Origin of the sequence: Anaerococcus sp. HMSC065G05 (assembly GCF_001812365.1) — a bacterium.
Taxonomy (GTDB): domain Bacteria; phylum Bacillota; class Clostridia; order Tissierellales; family Peptoniphilaceae; genus Anaerococcus; species Anaerococcus vaginalis.
The window spans coordinates 93,407-116,133 of sequence record NZ_KV808723.1 but is presented as its reverse complement, the minus strand read 5'-3'; the positions used below and the strand labels follow the sequence as shown (position 1 = coordinate 116,133).

Sequence of the window (22,727 nt, the reverse complement as noted above, 5' to 3'; positions counted from 1 at the left end):
CTTTTGCTTTGTCTGTTGGATCTACTGTTATTAGAATGTAATCTTTGTAGTCTTCTCCTGGAATTGTATCTGGATCTGGTACTTCTTTGATTGTATCTAGTACTTTTACTGGTACGTCAACTAAGAATACTTCTCCTGTTTTGTAGGTTACTTTTACTCTTTGGTAATTTGTGTAGACTTTCTTTGTTGGATCTTCTGGATCTTCTATTTCATTTTCTGGATCTAGAATTTCTTTGTCTACGTTTGGCTTTTTATCTTTTATTAGATAATAAGAGTCAATTTCCGCAACTTTTCCACTGTTTCCAATTTTTCCAGCTTTTATTTTTTGTTCGTATTCTTCTAAACTTGGATCTTTTCCTACATAAGTTGTTATCATTTCTGCACTTGGTGGATATACAATATCTTTTGGTGTTTTTGAATATCTTGCAGTAAGCACAGTTTCTTTTTCAAAGGTATGACGATCTGGCATTTGGAAATCATCCTTATCTGCCAATGAATCCAAATCAGCAGTCCATTTTTCAAATGTCCAGTCATTTTCTCCTTCTGGATCATTTTCTGGAATTCTTACTTTAGCTTTTGGATTTACATAATAAGTTTTTATTTGACTGTCTTTAGCCTTATTTGTTGGAACTACATCAACTTTTACAAAATCTTTCAAAAATTCGTCATTTTGAACTATATTTGGTTTAGATTTACTATCCAATGCCCTATAAATATTTTTGTAAATTTCTACAGGAATATCAAAATCTTTGTAAGTATCATTTTTGAAATTAACCCTTACTTTAATTGAATCTTTATTAGGTTTAACATCACTTGGCTTATTATTATAATCTTCGTTTTCTTTTACCTTATCATAGATTGTATCTTCTTCTAAGACTTGGTAATCTTTATATTTTTCAAGTTTCATTAACTCACTAATAGATTCTTCTATTTGGGCATTTGTTGGCATAAAGTCATTGATGAAGTTTCCACCATCATCTTTTGATGATTCAAAAACTTTAATAGGTTTTACTTCTGGATATTTATCTTCTACAAAGTCAATTTCAAATTCATAACTCTTTTTGATTTGAGTATTTTCATCAAGTAAACCTTTTAATTCTTTTCCATCTTCTCTTCTTCCACTCCATGAACCAATGTTGTAATTTTTGGCTGGAGTAATTTTTATACCATTTTTCTCTTCATCTGTTGGTACAGGAATATTTGAGAAATTCAAACCATCTATTACATCATAATAAAGTTCTTTTATTTCCTTGCCATCTTTGTCTGTTCCAAATGAACCATTGTCAAGTGCCTTAAAGGTAATTCTGTGATAGCCCTTAGGTATTGGTGTCTTTGGATTTTTTGTTTTTAAAACTCTGACATCTTTATAATAGAAATTTATATCCCTTGTATTTTTTACTCCATTAATGCCAGTTAGTTCGTGAGTATATTCGTTAATATCAAAGAATAATTGAGTTTGTGGAGGACTTACTAATTTGAAACCTCTTATTTTTCTATAGTTTACAGAATCAAAGTGCCTGTTTCCATTCAAAACTTCTTCAGGTTCTATTACATTTTCAAATTTGTCCCCTTGACTACCAACTGCTTCAAACTTATCTTGTCCATCTTTTGCTAGTAGATAATTTACTGTATATTTTCTATAACGATAAGGTCTGTAGTAGAAGTGGAATTGATTTTTAAATTCCAACTTTATTGGTTGTTGATTATCATCAGATTTTTTGTCATCATTTTCAGCTTGAACAACTTGGTTTTGATAATAAGTATTTTTTCTCTCAGTTTCTTTTTTATAAGCTTCATATTCTTTTTTTGTATCTTCACTTACACTTTTATTATCAAACTCATCATCATTAGCCAAGATGTATTCTTCACCTTGCATAACACCATAAGCTGTGGTGTTTGTTTTAACTCTTTGATTTTTTATTACGCCATCAACTAATTTTACTTCATTAAAATCTTTATCAAGCAAGTGATGGTATACTTTTACATCAACTAAACTATTTTTTGCCCAAATTGCTCTAAGATGAAGATCTGATATAATTTCGTTTCCAAAAGAATAAAGTCTTGGTACTTTATATTTATCTTTATAAGACTTATCTTCACTACCATCTTCATTATAAGTTACAAGCTCCCAGCCCAAGAAATCATAACCATCTCTTTGTGGTTTTGGTGGCTGTTTTATTGTCATTCTATTTGCTACATCAAATACTTGAACATTGCCTTCATTTTCAAGTTTTTCAGGAGATTTGTATGGAACTTTTCCAAACTCAGTTGATATTTTAATTCTTTCGCCATCTTTGTGAGTTGCAATATCTTTTTGTTCAATAGAATTAATTTCTCCACCATTTGAATCAAATTTTACCTTGAAATTTTTGTCAGGTTCTCCCCATTTTGCATAAAGGACAACATCATAATTAGGCATGTTAGCGTCAGCATCATCTAGCTTAGACTTTAACTCTTTTATTTCATTTTGTAACTTAAATTTCTTTTCTTTGTCAGTTGAATTTTTTTCAAGTTCTTTATATTTCTCAGCAATTTGAGATTCAAGCTTCTCAGCCTCTTTAATAGTATCTTTAATAAGCCTGCTACCTTGAGCATCCAATGCCCAACCCTTAAATACATAATCATCAGGAAGATTTTCAGGCTTATCAGCTTCTGTAAGCTTATATTCTTCATCAAGATTTAATTTTCTAAGAGGTATATCATAATATACATCAGATATAATCGCATCTTTACCATTTGAAAATGTCTTTCCAGAAAAATCAGCATGTGCATTTACATCTGATGGATCTTTGTCAAGATATAGTTTATATTTTTCACGCCCATAAGTAAATGCAAAGCGATATCTAGGAATGTCCTTGAAAGGAACTCCATTAATTCCATTTTTACCAATAGGATCAAAGAAGGACTTTTCATCCTCTGGTCTTTTTTCCTCATATTTATCTAATTCATTTTTAAGTTCATCAAAAGTTAATTTTGAAAGATCTTCCGTATATCCTATTCTTTTTGCAGGACGTTCTTTTGCATCGTCAACAGGATTAATTTTCTCATATTTAGGTGTAAATCCTACAATACCTGGAGAAGGATATGGGTATGGAACAATTGTGTCAATTTTTGTATATGACATATCTGGATTATAGTGGAGCTTACCATCAAAGCCCTCAAACAAATATTCCATATAGTAGATAGCAAATTGGAACTGTTCACTTGAAGAAGGTCCAAGAGAAATAGTTCTTTCAGGTAATTTTTCTCCTGTTGAAGTTGAGTGAGTTGCAGGTCTTACCGCTGGATCTAGTTCTGTAAAATCTCTATCTATAAAATCTTTTGATGTTAGCCAGTATGGTGGAGTATCAAGATATAGACTTTGATCTAAATTGCCATTATTTTCTGAATTTAATTGCCAGCCTATAAAACTACGATTTGGATCAAAGTCAATCCCGCCTTTTTCTATAAGCCACATATCATTAGGCCATTTTGTCAATCTCTCGCCAAATTTTGCTGTAAATTTATATGGTTTGTTCACTTCTTTTGTAGAATCATATTTTCTTCCATCAGGAAGTACCATTTTTGCTTCTTTGGCTGGATAACCAGCATCAGGTTCATCAATACAGAATTTTTCAAATAGCATTGTATATGTTTGACGATCATAGTAAATGTTATAGGTAGTTGAGCTATCAGAATGAACTTTTTTTACAACAACTTCACTTGTTCCATCATCATTTTTAACATTTTCTGTATTTTCTTCTTTTATTTTTTTTGTATTTCTAACATAATATTTATTAAGTTCTTTTTCTTTTCCCTTATTTGTAAGATCTTTTTCTATTTCAGGGAATTTGAAACCTTCTGGTAACATTTTATCTAAATCTGGACGAGAGTTTGTGTCCACATTTTTTATTACTTTTGCTCCAATAAAATCATAGCCATCAGATTCAGCTTTTTGAGTCCAAAATTGAATCTTATAATCTGCTTTTGGTTTTTCATCCCATACTGCAGTAAAGGTTATGTTTTCTGCTGGCATTGCCTCTTTTAGGCCATCTGGATAATTTTTCACGTCTATAAGATCGCCTTTTTTTATTTTTATTTTGCCATCAGAAGTTTCTAAATCTTTATTAGATTTCCATCCTATAAAATCAGACGCACGTTTTGTTGGTTTGTAATCAAAATATGGAATAGTTTGACCATAGTATAGGGTCATATTTGGTACATAAGATCCACCATCAGAATCAAAATCTACTTGGAAAGTTTTTCTATTGTAGTGATAAATTAATGGAGTATCACTTGCATTTTCTGGAACTGTTACCTCAAGATTGTTTTGTTCTGGTTCAAATCCTTTTGCATACTTTTCACTATCTTTTTCATTTAATTCTGGGATTTTAAATTTATCTCCAGTTTTTGCCTTATATTCTCTGATTAATGGTTTTTCTTCATCTTTTGGATTTTCATATATTTCATGATCATATAAATTTTGGAAAAGATATTTTACTTGTATTTTTCCTTCTTTTGGTTCATATTTATAATCAGTATTTCCATAAAATATAAAGCTAGCTTTTTTTGTATCTTGGGCATTATTCTTTACAAAATCATAAGTAACATCATAGGAATCAATGCCATTTGGTTTGTCGTAGCCTTTTATTTCAGGCAAGTTTATAGTTTTTAAAACTTTTTCCCTTTCTTCTGGGCTTGCATTTTCTCCTACGCTTGCTATGTATGGTTGAAAAATGATTTTATCCTTATCTAAACCATTTTCTTTTACACCAATTTTGTAATCCCACCTATAGGTGTAAATGTTAGGATATTTTGGATTTTCTAATTGTTTTTCAATATCCTCTCCCTCATTAAGCTCGGTAGGTTTTTCTACAATTTTGTCATTTATTTGGTCTATATAAAAATCATCGCTATCGTCATCACGATTTTTATACGCCAAAGCCATATTTGTACCGAGCAAAATAATAGCTAGTAACAGTGCTGAAATCAATATTTTTTTCTTTTTGATTTTCACTAAAAAACACCTCCCTTTTTTCACTATATTATTACCTTAATTATATAATAATAATCAATGAAAGAAAAGGTTTTTTTACAAAATAAATACATATTATTGAAAAAATTTTCTACAAAAAAAATCAGCACAAGATTTATTCTTTATGCTGATTTATTTTTATAAATTTATTTAATTATTTTTTGTAAAATCTTCCAATTTTATATAATCAAAAATTCCATCTATAAATTCTTGGTCTATTTCTCCTTTTATTAATGGAAGAGTATAATTTGTAATTTTTTCTTTTAAAATCTCTCGTGATTCTAGCCATTCTTGTGGGATTTTTTTCTCTTTATTTGCTATATTTGATGGTTTTGTTGTAAAATATTTTACTTTGTAATCCTTAGAATTTTCTCTTTTTAATATAGGTACAAGATTTGTTTTTTCCTTCCCATATTTTATTGTCAAATATCCCAATTGGTAAGCCTCATCTGAATCGGTTTTTGAAATTAGAAAACTTGTTCTTTGGACAATATTTAATTCAACCGAACGAGTTTTTACTTTTAATTTATCGTGAATATAATCTGAAATTTTTAAGCCAATGCCTGCAATTATTGGATGATTGAAGCCTTTATCAAAAGATTTTTGTTTTTCATTTAAAAGTTTTCCATCTTTGTCCATAAAGCCTTCTGATACTGCTATTAGCAAATTATTATCTTCTTTAAATTTTTTTTTAATTTCTTTTTCTATATCATCTAATGATTTTTCATCTTCTGGAAGATAAACTAAATTTACTATATCTTTTTTTCTTTTATAATTTGCAAGATATGAAGTTGCTGTAAGCCAACCAGCATTTCTTCCCATAATTTCCACAAAGGTAACTGATTTTATTGGATATATATCGCAATCAAGCCTAATTTGTCTTAGAGCAGAATTTACAAATTTTGATGCAGAGGCAAAGCCCGGCGAATGGTCCATTTCGCACAAATCATTGTCGATTGTTTTTGGACAACCAACCACATTTACCCAATCAATCTTATTTTTTTCTATGTAAGAATTGAGTTTCATAACTGTATCCATTGAATCATTTCCACCAATATATACAAAAGTTGAAATCTCATATTTTTTTAAATTTTCAAAGATTTTTTTATATTGCCAATCTTTCAAATCATCACTTAATTTAAAACGACAAGAACCAAGAATAGAAGATGGTCTTTTTCTAAGCCTTTCATTTGCATTTTCTTTTTCAAACAAATCTTTGTCAACTATTTTAATATTTTCACTTAAAAGCCCTTCAATTCCATTAAGTGAAACAAATATATTATCAAAATCAAAATCAATCCCAGCTTGGATAGCACCAGCCAAGGAAGAATTAATAACAGCGGTAGGACCACCTGACTGACCAATTAAACAATTCATATATCCCCCTTAAATTTTTATCCTTATATATAGTACCATTTTATTTAGAAATTTTAAGGCAAAAATAAAACAGAAAAGCTTTTTAACTTTTCTGGCTTTTTTATAATTCAAATTTATTAATTTTATTATCAATTAAACTATCATTCACTACAAATATTGTACCAATAATCATAAAAATCAAAGCTAACAAAAACTTTTCATCTGGTCTTTCTCCATTTATTATAAAAGCCAAAAATGCTCCAACAAATGGTGCTACTGAATAATAGGCGCTTGTTTTTGCTGCTCCCAAATCTCTTTGTGCTCTTACGTATAAAAAGATGCTCAAACCGTAAGCTACGAATCCTAAGATCATTGCTAAAAATATATATTTATAATTAATTATTTTTTCTTTCAATAAAAAACCTATAAAAAGTGAACCCAATCCTGAAAAAATTCCTTTTAATGTTACTATTTGATAAGTACTTTTTTCAGAAATTTTTTTTGTGCAATTATTTTCAAGTCCCCAAGAAATTGTGGCTAATAAAACAAATATTGAACCAATTGAAAAATCAAGGCTAGTTTTACCATTAAATGTCAAAATAAAACTTGAGATTATTATAAAAAATATAGCAATCCATAGCCTAGATGAAACTTTTTCTTTGAAAATTATAAGTGCAATTAGGCTTGTTGCTACAATCTCAAAATTTTCTAATAATGATGCATTTGATGCTGAACCAAGTTTTATTCCAAGCATCAAAAGTAAGGGGGCAAGTATATCAAGTCCTATCATGGCAATTGTATATTTAAAATCTGATTTATCTAATTTCAAAGACTTGTCTTCTTTTTTGTAGTTAAAAATATACATTATTCCTACGCCAACTCCTGCTCCTAAATATAAAAATGCTGCCATAAAAGTAGGTGGAATATTTTCCATTAATTTTTTTGATAGGGGTGTGCTTATTGCAAATAAAACTGCTGCTAATAAGGCTGAAATTATTGCTTTTATTTTCTTGTTTTTCATTTTGTATCTCTACTAAATCTTAAAATATTTTATCCTTCTATCCCCAAGGATTTTTTCGCCAAGGCGTCTGCCATGTCGTTGTATTTGTCATTTGAGTGGGACTTTACTTTTATGAAGTGTACGTCGATTTTTTCTTTTGCTTTTTGGAAAAATTCGTAGTATCTTTTTGTAAGTTCATTATTTCTTTTCCACTCTCCTTTTGCCCATGATTCTATGCCTTGATAATCGTAGTGAATATAGATTGTTTTTTTACCTTCGGATATTGCCTTGTTGATTGCTCCTACACTTGCCTTTACTTCTCCTGCAACATTTCTGTGGATATGAAATTCATCGTAAAAATCCTTGTAAATTTCTTCAATTTTTTCGTCTGTTATGTAGACTATTCCCACTCCATATTTTTTATCTTTTTTTGAATAAGAACCGTCTATATAGGCTATTACTGAATCTTTGTCAGCTTTTATCTCAATTTCTTTATCTTCCAAAAAATCTTCTGCATCTTCTTTTTTCTTAAAAGACTTGTAGATTGCTCCCTTGTAACCTTTTACTTCTTTTAAACACAAATCCCAGGATGTATATATCCCAGGATTTCTGCCTTTTTTTACTACGTAATATTTCATTTGTTTTAATTTTCCTTTGCTGCCCAATATGAAACTGAGCCAGGTCCAACATTAAAAATTCCGTTTCCATTTTCATCGATTGTAACTTCATTTTTGTTCTTTCCTGACAAATCTACATAGGTTTTTCCAGATTCTTCTTCGCCTACAAACATTTGTTTTTCAGCCATATCTCCAATGGAAATCAAAACTGCAAGAGATGATGTCTTATCGTCTGTCCTTCTTACCCAACCTACAACTTGGGGATTGTCAAAATAATCATCTTGATCGCCAAAAGAATATTTTTTTCTCACATCAAGCATCTTATCAATCATTTCTTTTAATGGATCTTTTTTGATTTCTCCTTTTAGTCCATAATAATCTCCTGCAAAAATACAAGGATAGCCATCTTTTCTAAATAAAATCAAGGAGTAGGCAATTTCTTTAAACCAATCTTCAACCCAAGAATCCAATGATTGACCTGGTTGGGAATCGTGATTATCGACAAAGGTTACTGCTTGAAGGGGATGATTTTTGACAATTGTATTATTAAAAATATTTCTCATATCATAATTTCCGTTAGATTTACTAGCTTCTTCGAAATGAAAATGAAGTGGCACATCAAATAAGTCTATTTTCCAATCAGTATCATCCAAATATCTATCAATTTGACCTTCATCATATTGCCAATATTCCCCGAAAAGATAAAAATCATCTTTCTTTTTTTCCATAATATGATTTGATAAATCATAAATAAATTCGTCAGAAATGTGTTTTAATGCATCATACCTAAAACCGTCAACTCCCGTTTCTTCCATAAACCAATCAACCCATTTAAAAATTTCTTCTCTTACTTCTGGATGGGAATGGTCTATGTCAGCGTTCATAAGATAATCAAAATTTCCTTTTTCATCACTTACGCCATCGTCCCAATACTTTCCTTCGCCAAGGACTCTAAAAATCGCTTTTGTGTCGGTATTTGAATCGTAATCAACGCCTGTAAAATGATAATAATGCCAAATGAAATCAGAATATTTGCCAGATCTTCCTGGAAAATCAAAACCTGTCCAAGCTTTTATTTTCATATCTTCTGACACGTCTTTTTCTCTGTTATTTTGATCTACCATTCTCGCCATAAATTCTTCTTCAAAATCGGCGTTTCCCTTGTGATTTAAAACAACATCAGCATAAACTTTTATATGGTTTTTGTGAAGCTCATCAATTGCCTCTAACAATTCTTTTTTCGTTCCATATTTGGTCCTGACTGTGCCTTTTTGGTCAAATTCTCCCAAATCCCACAAGTCATAAATTCCATATCCAACATCTTGGTCGCCCCCACCCTTACACATTGGCGGAAGCCAAAGAGCATCAATTCCAGCATCCTTTATTTTCTTTGCATTTTCCTTCAAAAAAGCATAATAGCCTCCGTCAGCGGGACTGTCCCACTCGAAGGCTTGCATCATAACATCACTCATTTATTTTTCCCCTTCAACGATGGCAATTGATGCTGAACAACCAAGTCTACTTGCTCCAGCATTTATCATCTCCATTGCCTCATCATAGGTATGGATTCCTCCACTTGCCTTAACTCCCATTTTTTCCCCAACAGTTTTTCTCATAAGAGCCACATCTTCTTTTGTAGCTCCACCCGTAGAAAATCCTGTAGAAGTTTTTACAAAATCTGCACCAGCTTCTTTGGAAAGTTCGCACACTTTAATTTTTTCTTCATCATCAAGTAGGCAAGTTTCAATAATAACTTTTAAAATTTTATCTCCACAAGCTTTTTTAACTTCTTTTATATCTTCCAAAACGTAAGCATAATCTTTATCTTTTAATCTTCCAACATTAATTACCATATCAATTTCATCTGCCCCATCTTTTATGGCATCTTCTGTTTCAAAAACTTTAGCCTTTGTAGTCATTGCCCCCAAAGGAAAACCAATAACAGATGTAATTCTAATATCCTTATCCATATCTCTAATCATAGAAACATAAGAAGAATTTACACAAATAGATTTAAAATTATATTCTAAAGTTTCTTCTACAATCTTTTTAACTTCATCTTTTCTTGCATCAGCTTTTAATAAAGTGTGGTCAATATATTGATTAATTTTCATTTTTTTCTCCTTTATAATCGATTAGGGCAAGACTAATATCGTCATCTTGTTCGCCCCAAGTAAATTTTTCTAAATCCTCTAAAATAGAATCAAGATTATTTTTATTTTTTAATTTTTCCATCAATCTTTCAACAGAATACTCGTTTTTTTCAATATCTTTACTTTCAATAACACCATCAGTATAAAATAAAATCCTGTCTTTAGGATGAAGTTTAATAGTAACTTCTTGGTAAATATTTTGCTCAATAATATTAGAAATCATCCTACCAGAAACAACAAGTTTATTTACACGATTTTTATTTTCAATAAGATGAAGAGGTGGGCAATTATGTCCAGCATTAGAAAAAGTAAGGCTATCATTTAGGCTATCAAAAATTCCAACCCAAACTGTAAAATACTGGGATGAATTCATATCAAGTTTTACAAACTTTTCCCTAAGTTTTTTCAAAACTTGACCTGGAGAATAATCACTATGTCGTTCAAAAATTCCGCTTATAGATAATTTTACAAACATGGTCATAATAGAAGATTTAACCCCATGACCCATAACATCAGCTATATAAAAGGCATACCTATTTTCATCAACCTTAATAATATCAAACAAATCCCCCGAAAGATCATTTGATGGAATATATCTTCCCTCAAGCTTTATATCCCCATAAGTTTTATTTTTTGGCAAAATACTTGCTTGAATTTTTCTAACAAATCTAATATCTTCAAGCATTTTTCTATTTGCATTAAAAAGATCAACTTTCATCCTAGATTCGCTAGTTATATCCCTATAAACTTCAATAATTCCCATAAATTCATTACCATTATAAAGGGGAGAAGATTTAATAGAATAATATTTACCATTAATGAGTTTTTCCTCTTCAATTGTAGTATTTTTAAAAATATCAGCCTTTTCACTAAGTTTTTCTATATCAATATTTTGCTCAATGAGTGACCTATCAAGATGAATATCTCGTTTCATTTTTTCATTAATAAAAACAAGCCTACCATACTTATCAAGTATCCTAACCCAGTCATCCATTGAGTTTAAGACATAGAAATTATCATCCCTAAATTTTTCTATATTCGCCTTACCCATAAGAACCTCTTTATAAACATTTATTCTCTTTTTATGGTAACATTTATAAGATATATTTTCAATTAATTAAGTAAACTAATGAAATTTTTATTAAAAAAATTATTAACAAAAACTAAAATTTAAAGAAATTATCGATAAAAAGAAAAGCAAAATTAAAAACTAAATCCAAAAATAAAATTTATAATAAATACTACTTCAAATACAAAACAAAATTCATTATAAATACCTACATCAAATACAAAACAAATTTGATAATAAAACTCTATACAAAATACAAATCAAAAAAACAAAATTCAAAAGCAATACTATAAAAATATCAATAAAGCATTGAAAACTTCACATAAAATCTAAAAAAATTTTTAAATTCTATTTAGAAAAAAATTAATTAACTTATTTAAATACATTGATAATGAATCTATATATTATTAGCCAATCTATATTAAAAATTTATATTAATTTAAAATTCCTTTTACAAAAAAATAAATTAACTTGTCTAAGTCCGTTGATAATGAATCTATATTTCATTTGCTAATCTATATAAAATATTTATATTAAATTTAAAATACACAAAAATTTTCATTCTAAAATAGAAGACTACTATCCAAAAATAAAAATCAAATTTTAATTCTTCATTTTATTTTGAAAATTAAAAATTACCACAAAAAAAGCACCTTATTTTCATAAGATGCTATAGAGTAAGTTTATTATACAAGTTCTATTATTGCTATTTCAGAACCATCGCCTCTTCTTGGTCCTAATTTTAATACTCTAGTATATCCACCGTTTCTATCTTCATATTTTGGTGCAATTTCGCCAAATAATTTTTGAACTGTAGATGGTTTGTATATATATTGAGCTGCTTGTCTTCTTGTGTGAAGTGTATTTTTCTTACCTAATGTAATCATACGATCAGCCATTTTTTGAGTTTCTTTTGCTCTTGTTAGGGTAGTAGTAATTCTACCATTGTCTAACAAAGAAGTTACTTGATTTCTAAGTAGGGCATTTCTATGATCTGTTCTTCTACCAAGCTTTCTTTTATTAGCCATCATATCCTCCTATTCTTCTCTTAAACTAAGTCCTAAACTGTGGATTTTATCAATAACTTCTTCTAGTGACTTTTTACCGAAGTTTTTGATATCCTTTAGCTCAGATTCACTTTTTTCTATTATCTCACCAACAGTATTATATCCTGCTCTTTTTAGACAATTGAATGATCTTAATGAAAGATCTAATTCCTCAATAGTTTTTGATAATTCCATTTGATTATTATCTTCTTCTTCGATTTCTTCAATTTCTTCTTCCTCATCTTCTGGTGGGAATTGTTGACCTGGTAGGTCTTTGAAAAATCTTATATCTTCCATCAAAATTGAAGCGCCTTCTGATAAGGCTTCTTGTGGAGTAATTGTTCCATCTGTCCACACTTCAAGAATTAATTTATCATAATCAGTAGACTCACCTACTCTAGTATTTTCAACTGTAAAGTTTACGCTTTTTACTGGTGTAAATGATGAATCTATAGCTATTGCTCCTATTGGGTCAGTATCCTTTTTATTTTGTTCAGCTACCCTATATCCTTTACCATCTGTAACGTCAAGGGCAATAAACAATCTTCCTTTATCATTAACTGTTGCAAGATAATGATCTGGATTTGCCACTTCGATTTGGGCATCTGTTTTTATATCTTTAGCTGTAACAATTTTAGGTCCTTCTATATCTAAAAATAGTGTTAGATCTTCTTTAGTATGTTTTTTAATATCAATACCTTTGATATTTAATATTAATTCAGGTACATCTTCTACAACTCCAGGAATTGTGGAAAATTCGTGTAGTACCCCGTCTATAAGAATCTTTGAGACGCTAGAACCAGGTAAGGATGATAAAAGCATCCTTCTCATACTGTTTCCTATGGTTGTACCATAGCCTCTTTCGAGTGGATATAGGACAAATTTACCGTAATTAGTTTCTTCGTCTATATCTAAAATTTCAATCTTTGTATCTAATTTTTCTATCATTGTATCTCCTTAGTTCTAACAATTTAACTAATTCTATTTAGAATAGAACTCAACAATCATACGTTCTTCTACAGGTATATCAATATCTTCTCTTGTTGGGAAGTTTGTAACTTTTACCTTTAAGTTTTCTAAATCTGAATCTAACCATGAAACTACTCCAAATGATTGGTTTGTTTCTTTGATAGCTTTAAATAATTGGCTTGATCTAGATTTTTCTTTAACTTCAATAACATCTCCTTCGTTTACAAGAATTGATGGGATGTCAACACTTTTTCCATTTACTAATAAATGTCCATGTGTTACGATTTGTCTTGCTTCTCTTCTAGTTCTAGCAAGTCCAGATCTAAATGCTATATTGTCAAGTCTTCTTTCACAAAGGATTATTAGGTTTTCACCTGTTTGTCCTTGCATTTTTGAAGCTTTTTCATAATAACTTCTAAATTGTTTTTCACTTACTCCGTAGATGAATTTAGCTTTTTGTTTTTCCCTTTGTTGCATACCATATTCACTAAGTTTTCTTCTTTGATTAGAGTTTGTTCTTTTAGATTCTCCTGAGTAACCTAAGTATGCTGGGCTGATTCCTAAGCTTCTACATCTTTTAAATATTGGATCTCTGCTTACTGCCATAGTTTCTCCTTATTAAACTCTTCTTCTCTTAGGTGGTCTACAACCATTGTGAGGAATTGGTGTTACGTCTTTTATCATTGTTACTTCAAGTCCTGCTGCTTGTAAGCTTCTGATTGCAGATTCTCTTCCTGAGCCTGGTCCTTTAACAAATACTTCTACACTTTTTAAACCATATTCCATAGCTTTTTTTGCTGCTTCTAAAGCTGCTTCTTGTGCTGCAAAAGGAGTTGATTTTCTTGATCCTCTAAAACCTAATTGTCCAGCACTTGCCCATGATAAGGCATTACCTTGTGCATCTGTCAAAGTTACCATTGTATTATTGAATGTTGAATTGATATGAGCTTGTCCTCTTTCGACATTCTTTTTAACTCTTCTTCTACCTCTTTTAGCAGAAGATTTTTTAGTCTTTGCTGCCATATCTCCTCCTAATGTCTTCCTTTTCTAGTTCTTGCGTTATTTTTTGTATTTTGACCTCTTACAGGTAAACCTCTTTTGTGTCTAATTCCTCTGTAGCAATTAATTTCTCTAAGATTTCTAATATTCATAGATACTTCACGTCTTAAATCACCTTCGATTGTATAGTCGTCTAATATCTCACGAATTTTTCCTAGTTCTCCTTCTGTAAGGTCTTTCATTTTTGTATCAGGATTGATTCCTGCTTTTTCTAATATTTCTTGCGCTGAAGATTTTCCTATACCATAAATATAAGTCAATCCAATTTCTGCTCTTTTTTCTCTAGGTAAGTCTATACCAGCTATTCTTGGCATCTAATACCTCCTTAACCTTGTCTTTGTTTATGTTTTGGATTTTCGCAAATTACCATAACTTTACCGTTTCTTTTGATAATTTTGCATTTATCACACATTTTTTTTACTGATGCTCTAACTTTCATTATCGTTCTCTCTTTCTTTATCTACACTTTTAGATTTAAAATAACAAGAAAAAATCGTAGATTTTTTATTGTTATTTGCGTCTCCAAGTAATTCTGCCTTGAGTAAGATCGTATGGAGATAATTCCACTGTTACTGTATCTCCTGGTAATATTCTAATGTAGTTCATTCTAAGTTTACCTGAAATATGTGCTTGTATTTCATGGCCATTTTCTAGTTCTACTTTAAATATTGCATTTGGTAGAGCTTCTTTAACTACTCCTGTTACTTCTATAGCATCTTTTTTTGACATCGATAAAATCTCTCCTTTTCTTTTATTTTGATCTATTAATGTCTGATTGATTCTTTTTAACAACAAGACATAATCTAGATATCTTTAATGAAAGACTCTATCTTTATCTCGTTTTCGATTTTGTAATTCATTGAAAAATTTAGCATATTTGTTAATATTTTTTATTTTATTTCTCTAAACTTTTTTTAATTTGATCAAAAACTTCTTCAGGAGTTTTTGCACCGTCAATAGTAACTAATATACCTTTTTTGTTGTAGTAATCAATCAAAACTGATGTGTGTTTGTTGTAAACATCAAGTCTTTCTTTAACTGCAGCTTCTGTGTCATCTTCTCTTTGGATTAATTTTTCTCCTGTTTCATCATCAATTCCTTCAACTTTTGGTGGGTTGAATTTTATATGATATACTTTTCCGGTTGACACATTTACTCTTCTTCCAGATATTCTTTCAATAATTACATCTTCAGGCACATTGATATTTATTACCTTATCAATCTTATTATCTCTTTTTTGCATTCCTTCATCAAGTGCTTCGGCTTGAGTAATATTTCTAGGAAATCCATCAAGTAGTATGCTTTTTCCATCTTCTACTTTGTCTAATGCATCCCAAACTAAATCTATTGTTAATTCATCTGGAACTAATTGGCCTTTGTTCATATATTCTTTTGCCTTAGCTCCCAAAGGTGTGTTATTTTTTATATTTGTTCTAAATATATCACCTGTTGATATTTGAACTGCATCTAATTCTTTTATTAATTTTTCTGCTTGTGTTCCTTTTCCGGCTCCTGGAGGGCCTAACAATATGATATTCATAATATTACCTATTTAAAAATCCTTTATAGTTTTTCATAGTAAGCATTGCTTCTATTTGTTTCACTGTTTCAAGTATTACACCAACAACGATTATTACTGAACTTCCTCCAAAGGATAAGTTTAATCCTAAAAATCTTGATGATAGTGCTGGTACTATTGTAAGTAGCGCTAACGAAATAGCACCAATAAATGTAATTTTATTTCCTACTTTTGCTAGGTAGTCGCTAGTTGGTTTTCCTGGTCTTATTCCTGGAATAAAACCACCATTTTGTTGAAGTTGTTTTGCATATTCAACTGTATTAAATTGTATCATGTTGTAGAAATAAGCAAATACTAATATTAATACTGCTTGAACAACAAGATAAATTACAAAACCATAAGTTGATTTGCTAAAGAATTGATTCAATCCTCCATTAGCATTTCCCATAAATAATGAGATTGTTGATGGAATTGCTAATACTGCTGAAGCAAATATTATTGGCATTACTCCGCTCATATTTACTTTTACTGGTATATGAGTTGATTGTCCGCCATACATTTTTCTTCCAACTACTCTTTTTGCGTATTGGACTGGTATTTTTCTTTCGCCTTCTGTAATTTTTACTGTAAATACTACTATAAAAATTACTACAAGTGCCATGATTAAAATTGAAATCCATGTAATTGTATTGTAATGAAGACCAGTCTTCCAAGTTTTTAATGTTTTAGGTACATTTGCAATGATACCCATAAAGATTATAATTGATACACCATTTCCTATTCCTTTTTCTGTTATGGTTTCTCCCATCCATGTAACAAGCATTGTTCCACCGATTAGAACTACATTCATAACTATTTTTTGGAATGGTGTTGCAGATGATAAAGCTGCTCCATATAATCCGTTTGTTATTGCTATAGCTTGAAATATTGCAAGAAATATTGTCATATATCTTGTATATTTTTGTATAGTTTTTCTTCCTGCTTCGCCTTCTTTTGTTAGCTCTTCAAGTCTTGGAATTACAACTGTTAATAATTGCATTACGATTGATGCTGTAATGTATGGTTGAACCCCAAGGGCAAATATTGATAGGGTTGAAAGTCCGCCACCTGTTAGCATATTTAAATAATCTACAAGTGTTCCTTCCATTCCCTTATATGCTGCTGCTAACTTTTGTGCATCTATAAATGGAATTGGGATGTTATTTCCTAGTCTATATATTAATAACATCACTAGAGTGAAGTAGAATTTTTTTCTTATTTCTTCTTCACCCCAAGCTCTCTTTAGCGTATCTAACATTAGATCACCTCAGCCTTTCCCCCTTGGGCTGTGATTTTTTCTTCTGCAGATTTTGTAAACTTGTGAGCTTTTACTGTTAATTTCTTTGTGATTTCGCCATCGCCAAGAATTTTGATTCCAGCTTTTGCTTTATTTTTATTTAAAATTTTATTTTCAAATAGTAGTTCAGGTGTAACTTCTGTACCGTCTTCAAAAATATCTAAATCACATACATTTATTGTTTCGTATTGTTTTCTATTGATATTTTTAAATCCTCTTTTTGGAAGACGTCTAAATAATGGCATTTGGCCACCTTCAAATCCTGGTCTAACTCCGCCACCGCTTCTTGAGTTTTGTCCGTCTTGACCACGACCTGCTCTAGTTCCGTTTCCACTTCCTGGACCTCTACCTTTTCTATTTTTTGTTTTTAGCTTTTGGTTAGGTTTTAAATCGTGAAGTTTCATTTTACACCTCCTAGCTTAATTCTTTAACTTCCAACATAAATGGAATTTTGTTTATCATTCCTCTTAATGCAGAATTGTCTTCTCTAACTACTGTTTGACCAATCTTTCTAAGACCTAGTGCTTTTGCTGTAGCTATTTGATCGTCTTTTCTGCCTATGAAGGATTTTTTTAATTTGATTTCAACTTTTGCCATAGAATACTCCTTAATAATCGAATTCTTCTATTGATTTACCACGTAATCTTGCAACTTCTTCTACTGTTTTCATAGAAGCAAAAGCTTTTAAGCAAGCATTAATGATATTTTTCGGATTTGATGAACCTAAGTTTTTAGCTCTGATGTCCTTGTATCCTGCAAGTTCACAGATAGCACGAACTGGTCCACCAGCTATTATTCCTGTACCTTCTTTAGCTGGCATTAATAGTACAGATCCTGCACCTTTGTTTGCCAATATTCTGTGTGGAACTGTAGTGTTTACTATAGGAACTGTAACCATGTGTTTTTTTCCATCTTCTGTAGCTTTTCTTATAGCTTCAGGAACTTCTGTAGCTTTTCCTGTTCCTACTCCTACATGTCCATTTTGATCTCCTACTACCACTAGGGCAGCAAATCTCATGTTACGTCCACCTTTTACAGTTTTTGCAACTCTATTTATACTAACTACTCTATCTTCGAGGTTTAGTTTGTCTACATCTTGTTTTAATAAATACATCTAAATCCTCCCTCGTTAAAACTTAAGACCATTTTCTCTTGCTGCTTCAGCTAGGGCTTTTACTTTTCCGTGATAAAGATATCCGTTTCTATCAAAAACAACCTCTTCGATTCCTTTATCAAGTGCAACTTTTGCTATCATTTCGCCAACTTTTGTGGCAGCTTCTATATTTGCACAATTTTCTAAACCTTCGTTTACTTCTTTTTGTAATGTGTTTGCACTTGCAAGTGTTACTTGTGCATCATCGTCTATTAATTGTGCGTATATATTAGTATTTGATTTGTAGACACTAAGTCTTGGTTTTTGAGCAGTTCCACTGACTTTATTTCTAACTCTGTATTTACGAGTTTTTAATTTTTGCTCTTTTGTTTTTTTAGCCATTATTGCCCCCTACTTACCTGTCTTACCAACTTTTCTTCTAATATGCTCACCTTCATAACGGATTCCTTTTCCTTTGTATGGTTCAGGTTTTCTCCAGTTTCTAATGTTTGCTGCATATTGTCCAACAAGTTGTTTATTGATTCCTTTTACTACGATAGTTCTATCGTTAGGAACTTCTACTTCAATTCCTTCAGGATCGTCCATTCTAACTTGGTGTGAAAATCCTAGATTCATTACTAGAGTTTTACCTTGTTTTTGGGCTCTATATCCTGTTCCTTCTATTTGAAGAGTTTTTTGATAACCTTCTGTTACTCCCAAAACCATATTAGCAATTAATGATCTGTAAAGACCATGTTCTTGATTTTCGATTTTTGTAGGATTTTCAGAAGTTATTACTAATAACTCGTTTTCTTCTTGTTCAAGTTTCAAGTTTTTTGATACTAATTGAGAATCTTCACCTTTTGGTCCTTTAACTGTAACCAAATTGTCTTTAACATCAATAGTTACTCCAGAAGGGATTTCAATTGGTTTTTTACCTATTCTTGACATTTATTCCTCCTTACCATACATAACACATAACTTCGCCGCCGACGTTTAATTCTCTTGCAGCTTTATCTGTTAATAGTCCTTTTGATGTTGAGATTATTGCAATTCCAAGTCCATCTAAAACTTTTGGTACTTCGTTTGCTTTAACATAAACTCTTAATCCTGGTTTAGAAATTCTTCTAAGTCCTGATATAACTTTTTCGCCTTCTTCTGCGTATTTTAAGTCTATTGTAAGAATACCTTGCTTATTGTCTTCTTCTACATCAAATCCTTTGATGTAACCTTCGTCTAATAGAATTTGAGCAATAGCACGTTTCTCATTAGAAGATGGTAAGCTTACAGATAAATGATTAGCTTTGTTACCATTTCTTATTCTTGTTAGCATATCCGCAATTGGATCTGTCATCATAATTATTTTCCTCCTAACTTACCAGCTTGCTTTTCTTACTCCAGGAATTTCACCTTTGTTTGCGAGCTCTCTAAAGCATACACGGCAAATACCGTATTTTCTCAATACAGAATGTGGTCTTCCACAAATCTTGCATCTTGAATATGCTCTTGTACTATATTTTGGCTTTCTTTTTTGTTTCGCAATCATTGACTTTTTTGCCATTTTTTGCTCCTTTATTTTCTGTAAGGCATTCCCATTAATGTTAAGAATGCTTTAGCTTCTTCATCAGTTTCTGCTGTTGTTACAAATGTAATATCCATACCATGTAAGAAATCAACATCATCATAGTTAATTTCTGGGAATATTAATTGTTCCTTGATTCCTAATGAATAATTTCCTCTTCCATCAAATGAATTTGGATTAATTCCTCTGAAGTCTCTAACTCTTGGTAGAGAAATTGAAATTAATTTATCCATGAAATCATACATTTTTTCTCCTCTAAGAGTTACCTTTGTACCTATTGGTTGGCCTTCTCTTAGTTTGAAGTTTGATACAGATTTTTTTGCTTTTATTTCAATTGGTTGTTGACCTGTAATAAGTGCAAGTTCATTTTTTGCCTTGTTTAAAATGTTTTTGTTATCTTTAGCTTCGCCAAGTCCGATATTTATAACAATTTTTTCAAGTTTTGGTACTTGCATTAAGTTTTCATAACCGAATTGATCCACAAGTCCTTTAACAACTTCTGATTTGTATTTTTCTTTTAATCTACTTGTCATAATTACTCCTTTTGGATCTAATCGAATTTTTCGTCAGTTTTTTTGCAAACTCTAACTTTTTTTCCATCGATTATTTCAGTTGATGTTCTTACACCTTTTTTCAAGCTTTCTGAGTATAGTAGAACTTTTGATGCTGAGATTTTTCCTTCTCTTTCAAATCTTCCACTTTCTTCTCCCATTTGTCTTGCTTTTTGGTGTTTAGTTTGAATGTTTGCACCTTCAACTATTACTCTATTTTCCTTAGGAAATGCTTTAATAACTTCTCCTACGTGTCCTTTGTATTCACCTGATATTACTTGGACTTTATCGCCTTTTTTAATATGCATTTAATCCTCCTATAATACTTCCGGTGCAAGTGAGATAATTCTCATGAATCCTTCATGACGAAGTTCTCTTGTTACTGGCCCGAATATACGAGTTCCTACAGGTGATTTGTCATCTTTTACTATTACAGCTGCGTTGTCATCAAATTTTATATATGATCCATCGCTTCTTTTAACTCCTCTTGAAGTTCTTACTATAACAGCTTTTACAACTTCACCTTTTTTTACCGCTCCACCGGGTGTTGCACTTTTAACTGAACAAGTAACTATATCCCCAATGTTTGCGTATCTTCTTCCGGCTCCTCCAAGAACTTTGATAACTGAAAGTTCTCTTGCTCCGGAGTTATCTGCTACTCTCATACGAGATTCTTGTTGTATCATAATAATCTCCTTTACCTAATTAAGCACGAACCGCAGTTTCGTTAATTTTAACTAGTCTCCATCTTTTTGTCTTTGCTAATGGTCTAGTTTCCATTATTGTTACTGTATCGCCAACTCTAGCTTCATTGTTCTCATCGTGAGCTTTATATTTCTTACTTACTTTTAATCTTTTCTTGTATACAGGGTGTTGGATTTTTGTTTCAACTTTTACTGTGATTGTTTTATCCATCTTATCTGATACAACTACTCCTTGAACGGATCTTCTACTATTTCTTTCCATCAAGTTAAGCCTCCTTATTTATATTGAGCTTTCTCTCTGTTTGGATTGTTTTTACTCTAGCTATATCTTTTTTAACATTTCCAATAGCAGCTGGGTTTTCAAGTTGACCTGTAGCCATTTGGAAACGAAGATTAAATAATTCAGATTGTAAATCGAAAAGTTTTTTATTTAATTCGCTTTCACTTAATTTTCTGATTTCTACTGCTTTCATTAAGCTTCCTCCACTTCTTTGACCTCAAGCCTTTTAACGAATTTTGTTTTGATTGGAAGTTTTTGTGCTGCAAGTCTCATAGCTTCTCTTGCTACTTCTTCGCTTACTCCACTCATCTCAAACAACATTCTACCTGGTTTTACTACTGCTACCCAATATTCTGGAGCACCTTTACCAGATCCCATTCTTACTTCTGCTGGCTTCTTTGATACTGGTTTATCTGGAAATACTTTTATCCAAATATTTCCGCCTCTTTTTATATATCTTGTCATAGCACGTCTTGCAGCCTCTATTTGGTTTGCTGTAAGCCATGTGCTACCAAGTGATTGTAATCCGTATTCACCATAAGAAAGTGTATTGCCTTTTTGGGCTTTACCTTTCATTCTTCCTCTATGTTGTCTACGATATTTTACTCTTTTAGGCATTAACATAATCTTGTTTCCTCCTTGAGATAATAATCTTATCTATCGTTATTTCTTCTATTTGGACGTCTTTTCTTATTTCTTCTGTTTTGCTTTGGTTGTTTGATGTCTGGAATTCTTTTTGCTTTTTCTCCAGGAAGAACTTCTCCTCTGTTTATCCAAACTTTACATCCGATTTTACCGTATTGGGTATCTGCTTCTGCAAAACCATAATCAACATCTGCTCTTAGTGTTTGAAGTGGTACTTTTCCTTCGTTGTATCCTTCACTTCTTGCCATATCAGCTCCACCAAGTCTACCAGATACTTGTGTTTTAATTCCTACAGCTCCAGCTCTCATTGTTCTTTGAACTGCTTGTTTCATAGCACGTCTAAATGTGATACGATTCTCAAGTTGTGCTGCAATATTTTCAGCTACTAATTGGGCATCAACATCTTGGTTTTTAATTTCTTCAACGTTTATGATTACTCTTTTACCTGGAGCGATTTTTTCAACTTTTTTCTTTAATTCTTCAACTCCTGCTCCGCCCTTGCCGATTACCATTCCTGGTTTTCCGGTGTAAACTGAAACTTTTATATTATTTACCGCTCTTTCAATTTCTATATCAGAAATTCCAGCATCGTAAACTTCTTTTTTAACTAATTCTCTTATCTTATGATCTTCTACTAAAAGTTCAGAAAAGTCTTTTTTATTTGCATACCATTTAGAGTCCCATTCTTTAATTACGCCAACTCTAAAACCTTTAGGATTTACTTTTTGACCCAT

30 protein-coding genes are annotated in these 22,727 nt (G+C 31.1%); all 30 read right to left on the bottom strand.

Annotated features, from left to right (window positions below; genetic code table 11):
* A partial coding sequence (locus HMPREF2852_RS07950) for an InlB B-repeat-containing protein (RefSeq protein ID WP_186821938.1) occupies positions 1 to 4,996 on the bottom strand: 4,996 nt, incomplete at its 3' end.
* A gap of 168 nt (positions 4,997 to 5,164) precedes the next feature.
* Complete coding sequence (locus tag HMPREF2852_RS07945; protein ID WP_070607420.1) at positions 5,165 to 6,391, bottom strand: diphosphate--fructose-6-phosphate 1-phosphotransferase; 1,227 nt, start codon at positions 6,389 to 6,391, stop codon at positions 5,165 to 5,167.
* A 100-nt stretch (positions 6,392 to 6,491) separates the two neighbouring features.
* The gene (locus tag HMPREF2852_RS07940) at positions 6,492 to 7,391 is read right to left on the bottom strand and encodes a DMT family transporter (RefSeq protein ID WP_070607417.1); all 900 of its coding nucleotides are present in this window, start codon (positions 7,389 to 7,391) and stop codon (positions 6,492 to 6,494) included.
* Between the two features lie 29 nt (positions 7,392 to 7,420).
* A complete protein-coding gene (locus HMPREF2852_RS07935; RefSeq protein WP_070607415.1) occupies positions 7,421 to 8,008 on the bottom strand; it encodes a ribonuclease H1 domain-containing protein in 588 nt (195 codons plus the stop codon).
* Positions 8,009 to 8,013: 5 nt separating this feature from the next.
* Positions 8,014 to 9,459: an alpha-amylase gene (locus HMPREF2852_RS07930; protein WP_070607413.1), complete on the bottom strand. Its 1,446-nt coding sequence runs from the start codon at positions 9,457 to 9,459 to the stop codon at positions 8,014 to 8,016.
* Positions 9,460 to 10,101: a deoxyribose-phosphate aldolase gene (gene deoC / locus HMPREF2852_RS07925; RefSeq protein WP_070607411.1), complete on the bottom strand. Its 642-nt coding sequence runs from the start codon at positions 10,099 to 10,101 to the stop codon at positions 9,460 to 9,462.
* Positions 10,091 to 11,191: a PP2C family protein-serine/threonine phosphatase gene (locus HMPREF2852_RS07920; protein ID WP_070607409.1), complete on the bottom strand. Its 1,101-nt coding sequence runs from the start codon at positions 11,189 to 11,191 to the stop codon at positions 10,091 to 10,093. The genes deoC and HMPREF2852_RS07920 overlap by 11 nt, the downstream gene beginning before the upstream one ends.
* Before the next feature lie 704 nt (positions 11,192 to 11,895).
* Positions 11,896 to 12,237: a 50S ribosomal protein L17 gene (gene rplQ / locus HMPREF2852_RS07915; protein ID WP_070607407.1), complete on the bottom strand. Its 342-nt coding sequence runs from the start codon at positions 12,235 to 12,237 to the stop codon at positions 11,896 to 11,898.
* A gap of 9 nt (positions 12,238 to 12,246) precedes the next feature.
* Positions 12,247 to 13,203 carry a DNA-directed RNA polymerase subunit alpha gene (locus tag HMPREF2852_RS07910; protein WP_019118177.1) on the bottom strand — a complete coding sequence of 319 codons (957 nt, stop codon included), beginning with the start codon at positions 13,201 to 13,203 and terminating at the stop codon, positions 12,247 to 12,249.
* A gap of 33 nt (positions 13,204 to 13,236) precedes the next feature.
* Positions 13,237 to 13,830: a 30S ribosomal protein S4 gene (gene rpsD, locus HMPREF2852_RS07905; RefSeq protein ID WP_004838125.1), complete on the bottom strand. Its 594-nt coding sequence runs from the start codon at positions 13,828 to 13,830 to the stop codon at positions 13,237 to 13,239.
* A 12-nt stretch (positions 13,831 to 13,842) separates the two neighbouring features.
* Entirely contained in the window at positions 13,843 to 14,247 is a 405-nt protein-coding gene (rpsK, locus tag HMPREF2852_RS07900; RefSeq protein WP_004838124.1) for a 30S ribosomal protein S11, read from the bottom strand.
* An 8-nt stretch (positions 14,248 to 14,255) separates the two neighbouring features.
* Positions 14,256 to 14,597 (bottom strand): 30S ribosomal protein S13, encoded by a 342-nt coding sequence (gene rpsM, locus HMPREF2852_RS07895; RefSeq protein ID WP_004838123.1) that lies wholly within the window; start codon positions 14,595 to 14,597, stop codon positions 14,256 to 14,258.
* A gap of 11 nt (positions 14,598 to 14,608) precedes the next feature.
* The gene (rpmJ, locus tag HMPREF2852_RS07890; RefSeq protein ID WP_004818043.1) at positions 14,609 to 14,722 is read right to left on the bottom strand and encodes a 50S ribosomal protein L36; all 114 of its coding nucleotides are present in this window, start codon (positions 14,720 to 14,722) and stop codon (positions 14,609 to 14,611) included.
* A 71-nt stretch (positions 14,723 to 14,793) separates the two neighbouring features.
* The gene (gene infA / locus HMPREF2852_RS07885) at positions 14,794 to 15,012 is read right to left on the bottom strand and encodes a translation initiation factor IF-1 (RefSeq protein WP_019118178.1); all 219 of its coding nucleotides are present in this window, start codon (positions 15,010 to 15,012) and stop codon (positions 14,794 to 14,796) included.
* Between the two features lie 166 nt (positions 15,013 to 15,178).
* Entirely contained in the window at positions 15,179 to 15,823 is a 645-nt protein-coding gene (locus HMPREF2852_RS07880; RefSeq protein WP_070607404.1) for an adenylate kinase, read from the bottom strand.
* 4 nt (positions 15,824 to 15,827) lie between these two features.
* Positions 15,828 to 17,099: a preprotein translocase subunit SecY gene (gene secY / locus HMPREF2852_RS07875; protein WP_004838120.1), complete on the bottom strand. Its 1,272-nt coding sequence runs from the start codon at positions 17,097 to 17,099 to the stop codon at positions 15,828 to 15,830.
* Positions 17,099 to 17,542, bottom strand: coding sequence for a 50S ribosomal protein L15 (gene rplO / locus HMPREF2852_RS07870; RefSeq protein ID WP_004838119.1), 444 nt, complete (start codon positions 17,540 to 17,542; stop codon positions 17,099 to 17,101). The genes secY and rplO overlap by 1 nt, the downstream gene beginning before the upstream one ends.
* Before the next feature lie 10 nt (positions 17,543 to 17,552).
* Positions 17,553 to 17,735, bottom strand: a complete 183-nt coding sequence (rpmD, locus tag HMPREF2852_RS07865; RefSeq protein ID WP_004838118.1) for a 50S ribosomal protein L30 — start codon at positions 17,733 to 17,735, stop codon at positions 17,553 to 17,555.
* Between the two features lie 10 nt (positions 17,736 to 17,745).
* Positions 17,746 to 18,252, bottom strand: a complete 507-nt coding sequence (gene rpsE, locus HMPREF2852_RS07860) for a 30S ribosomal protein S5 (RefSeq protein WP_004838117.1) — start codon at positions 18,250 to 18,252, stop codon at positions 17,746 to 17,748.
* A 15-nt stretch (positions 18,253 to 18,267) separates the two neighbouring features.
* Complete coding sequence (gene rplR / locus HMPREF2852_RS07855) at positions 18,268 to 18,633, bottom strand: 50S ribosomal protein L18 (RefSeq protein WP_004815489.1); 366 nt, start codon at positions 18,631 to 18,633, stop codon at positions 18,268 to 18,270.
* Between the two features lie 9 nt (positions 18,634 to 18,642).
* The gene (gene rplF / locus HMPREF2852_RS07850) at positions 18,643 to 19,182 is read right to left on the bottom strand and encodes a 50S ribosomal protein L6 (protein ID WP_070607401.1); all 540 of its coding nucleotides are present in this window, start codon (positions 19,180 to 19,182) and stop codon (positions 18,643 to 18,645) included.
* 10 nt (positions 19,183 to 19,192) lie between these two features.
* Entirely contained in the window at positions 19,193 to 19,588 is a 396-nt protein-coding gene (gene rpsH / locus HMPREF2852_RS07845; protein ID WP_070607398.1) for a 30S ribosomal protein S8, read from the bottom strand.
* A gap of 18 nt (positions 19,589 to 19,606) precedes the next feature.
* The gene (locus HMPREF2852_RS07840; RefSeq protein ID WP_004838113.1) at positions 19,607 to 19,792 is read right to left on the bottom strand and encodes a type Z 30S ribosomal protein S14; all 186 of its coding nucleotides are present in this window, start codon (positions 19,790 to 19,792) and stop codon (positions 19,607 to 19,609) included.
* Positions 19,793 to 19,803: 11 nt separating this feature from the next.
* The gene (gene rplE, locus HMPREF2852_RS07835) at positions 19,804 to 20,346 is read right to left on the bottom strand and encodes a 50S ribosomal protein L5 (RefSeq protein ID WP_004838112.1); all 543 of its coding nucleotides are present in this window, start codon (positions 20,344 to 20,346) and stop codon (positions 19,804 to 19,806) included.
* Between the two features lie 17 nt (positions 20,347 to 20,363).
* The gene (gene rplX / locus HMPREF2852_RS07830; protein WP_004815475.1) at positions 20,364 to 20,672 is read right to left on the bottom strand and encodes a 50S ribosomal protein L24; all 309 of its coding nucleotides are present in this window, start codon (positions 20,670 to 20,672) and stop codon (positions 20,364 to 20,366) included.
* Positions 20,673 to 20,681: 9 nt separating this feature from the next.
* Complete coding sequence (rplN, locus tag HMPREF2852_RS07825) at positions 20,682 to 21,050, bottom strand: 50S ribosomal protein L14 (RefSeq protein ID WP_004815474.1); 369 nt, start codon at positions 21,048 to 21,050, stop codon at positions 20,682 to 20,684.
* Between the two features lie 19 nt (positions 21,051 to 21,069).
* Complete coding sequence (rpsQ, locus tag HMPREF2852_RS07820) at positions 21,070 to 21,330, bottom strand: 30S ribosomal protein S17 (protein WP_004838111.1); 261 nt, start codon at positions 21,328 to 21,330, stop codon at positions 21,070 to 21,072.
* A 4-nt stretch (positions 21,331 to 21,334) separates the two neighbouring features.
* The gene (rpmC, locus tag HMPREF2852_RS07815; protein WP_004838110.1) at positions 21,335 to 21,541 is read right to left on the bottom strand and encodes a 50S ribosomal protein L29; all 207 of its coding nucleotides are present in this window, start codon (positions 21,539 to 21,541) and stop codon (positions 21,335 to 21,337) included.
* Positions 21,541 to 21,972, bottom strand: a complete 432-nt coding sequence (gene rplP / locus HMPREF2852_RS07810; RefSeq protein WP_004838109.1) for a 50S ribosomal protein L16 — start codon at positions 21,970 to 21,972, stop codon at positions 21,541 to 21,543. Before rplP ends, rpmC begins: the two co-directional genes overlap by 1 nt.
* A gap of 29 nt (positions 21,973 to 22,001) precedes the next feature.
* Positions 22,002 to 22,727, bottom strand: a complete 726-nt coding sequence (gene rpsC / locus HMPREF2852_RS07805) for a 30S ribosomal protein S3 (protein ID WP_004815467.1) — start codon at positions 22,725 to 22,727, stop codon at positions 22,002 to 22,004.

Excerpts from the sequence above, each read along its gene's own strand:
- HMPREF2852_RS07945 (WP_070607420.1), bottom strand. The coding sequence starts at position 6,391 with ATGAATTGTTTAATTGGTCAGTCAGGTGGTCCTACCGCTGTTATTAAT.
- HMPREF2852_RS07940 (WP_070607417.1), bottom strand. The coding sequence starts at position 7,391 with ATGAAAAACAAGAAAATAAAAGCAATAATTTCAGCCTTATTAGCAGCA.
- HMPREF2852_RS07935 (WP_070607415.1), bottom strand. The coding sequence starts at position 8,008 with ATGAAATATTACGTAGTAAAAAAAGGCAGAAATCCTGGGATATATACA.
- HMPREF2852_RS07930 (WP_070607413.1), bottom strand. The coding sequence starts at position 9,459 with ATGAGTGATGTTATGATGCAAGCCTTCGAGTGGGACAGTCCCGCTGAC.
- deoC (WP_070607411.1), bottom strand. The coding sequence starts at position 10,101 with ATGAAAATTAATCAATATATTGACCACACTTTATTAAAAGCTGATGCA.
- HMPREF2852_RS07920 (WP_070607409.1), bottom strand. The coding sequence starts at position 11,191 with ATGGGTAAGGCGAATATAGAAAAATTTAGGGATGATAATTTCTATGTC.
- rplQ (WP_070607407.1), bottom strand. The coding sequence starts at position 12,237 with ATGGCTAATAAAAGAAAGCTTGGTAGAAGAACAGATCATAGAAATGCC.
- HMPREF2852_RS07910 (WP_019118177.1), bottom strand. The coding sequence starts at position 13,203 with ATGATAGAAAAATTAGATACAAAGATTGAAATTTTAGATATAGACGAA.
- rpsD (WP_004838125.1), bottom strand. The coding sequence starts at position 13,830 with ATGGCAGTAAGCAGAGATCCAATATTTAAAAGATGTAGAAGCTTAGGA.
- rpsK (WP_004838124.1), bottom strand. The coding sequence starts at position 14,247 with ATGGCAGCAAAGACTAAAAAATCTTCTGCTAAAAGAGGTAGAAGAAGA.
- rpsM (WP_004838123.1), bottom strand. The coding sequence starts at position 14,597 with ATGCCAAGAATAGCTGGTATAGACTTACCTAGAGAAAAAAGAGCAGAA.
- rpmJ (WP_004818043.1), bottom strand. The coding sequence starts at position 14,722 with ATGAAAGTTAGAGCATCAGTAAAAAAAATGTGTGATAAATGCAAAATT.
- infA (WP_019118178.1), bottom strand. The coding sequence starts at position 15,012 with ATGTCAAAAAAAGATGCTATAGAAGTAACAGGAGTAGTTAAAGAAGCT.
- HMPREF2852_RS07880 (WP_070607404.1), bottom strand. The coding sequence starts at position 15,823 with ATGAATATCATATTGTTAGGCCCTCCAGGAGCCGGAAAAGGAACACAA.
- secY (WP_004838120.1), bottom strand. The coding sequence starts at position 17,099 with ATGTTAGATACGCTAAAGAGAGCTTGGGGTGAAGAAGAAATAAGAAAA.
- rplO (WP_004838119.1), bottom strand. The coding sequence starts at position 17,542 with ATGAAACTTCACGATTTAAAACCTAACCAAAAGCTAAAAACAAAAAAT.
- rpmD (WP_004838118.1), bottom strand. The coding sequence starts at position 17,735 with ATGGCAAAAGTTGAAATCAAATTAAAAAAATCCTTCATAGGCAGAAAA.
- rpsE (WP_004838117.1), bottom strand. The coding sequence starts at position 18,252 with ATGTATTTATTAAAACAAGATGTAGACAAACTAAACCTCGAAGATAGA.
- rplR (WP_004815489.1), bottom strand. The coding sequence starts at position 18,633 with ATGGCTAAAAAAACAAAAGAGCAAAAATTAAAAACTCGTAAATACAGA.
- rplF (WP_070607401.1), bottom strand. The coding sequence starts at position 19,182 with ATGTCAAGAATAGGTAAAAAACCAATTGAAATCCCTTCTGGAGTAACT.
- rpsH (WP_070607398.1), bottom strand. The coding sequence starts at position 19,588 with ATGATGACAGATCCAATTGCGGATATGCTAACAAGAATAAGAAATGGT.
- HMPREF2852_RS07840 (WP_004838113.1), bottom strand. The coding sequence starts at position 19,792 with ATGGCAAAAAAGTCAATGATTGCGAAACAAAAAAGAAAGCCAAAATAT.
- rplE (WP_004838112.1), bottom strand. The coding sequence starts at position 20,346 with ATGACAAGTAGATTAAAAGAAAAATACAAATCAGAAGTTGTTAAAGGA.
- rplX (WP_004815475.1), bottom strand. The coding sequence starts at position 20,672 with ATGCATATTAAAAAAGGCGATAAAGTCCAAGTAATATCAGGTGAATAC.
- rplN (WP_004815474.1), bottom strand. The coding sequence starts at position 21,050 with ATGATACAACAAGAATCTCGTATGAGAGTAGCAGATAACTCCGGAGCA.
- rpsQ (WP_004838111.1), bottom strand. The coding sequence starts at position 21,330 with ATGGAAAGAAATAGTAGAAGATCCGTTCAAGGAGTAGTTGTATCAGAT.
- rpmC (WP_004838110.1), bottom strand. The coding sequence starts at position 21,541 with ATGAAAGCAGTAGAAATCAGAAAATTAAGTGAAAGCGAATTAAATAAA.
- rplP (WP_004838109.1), bottom strand. The coding sequence starts at position 21,972 with ATGTTAATGCCTAAAAGAGTAAAATATCGTAGACAACATAGAGGAAGA.
- rpsC (WP_004815467.1), bottom strand. The coding sequence starts at position 22,727 with ATGGGTCAAAAAGTAAATCCTAAAGGTTTTAGAGTTGGCGTAATTAAA.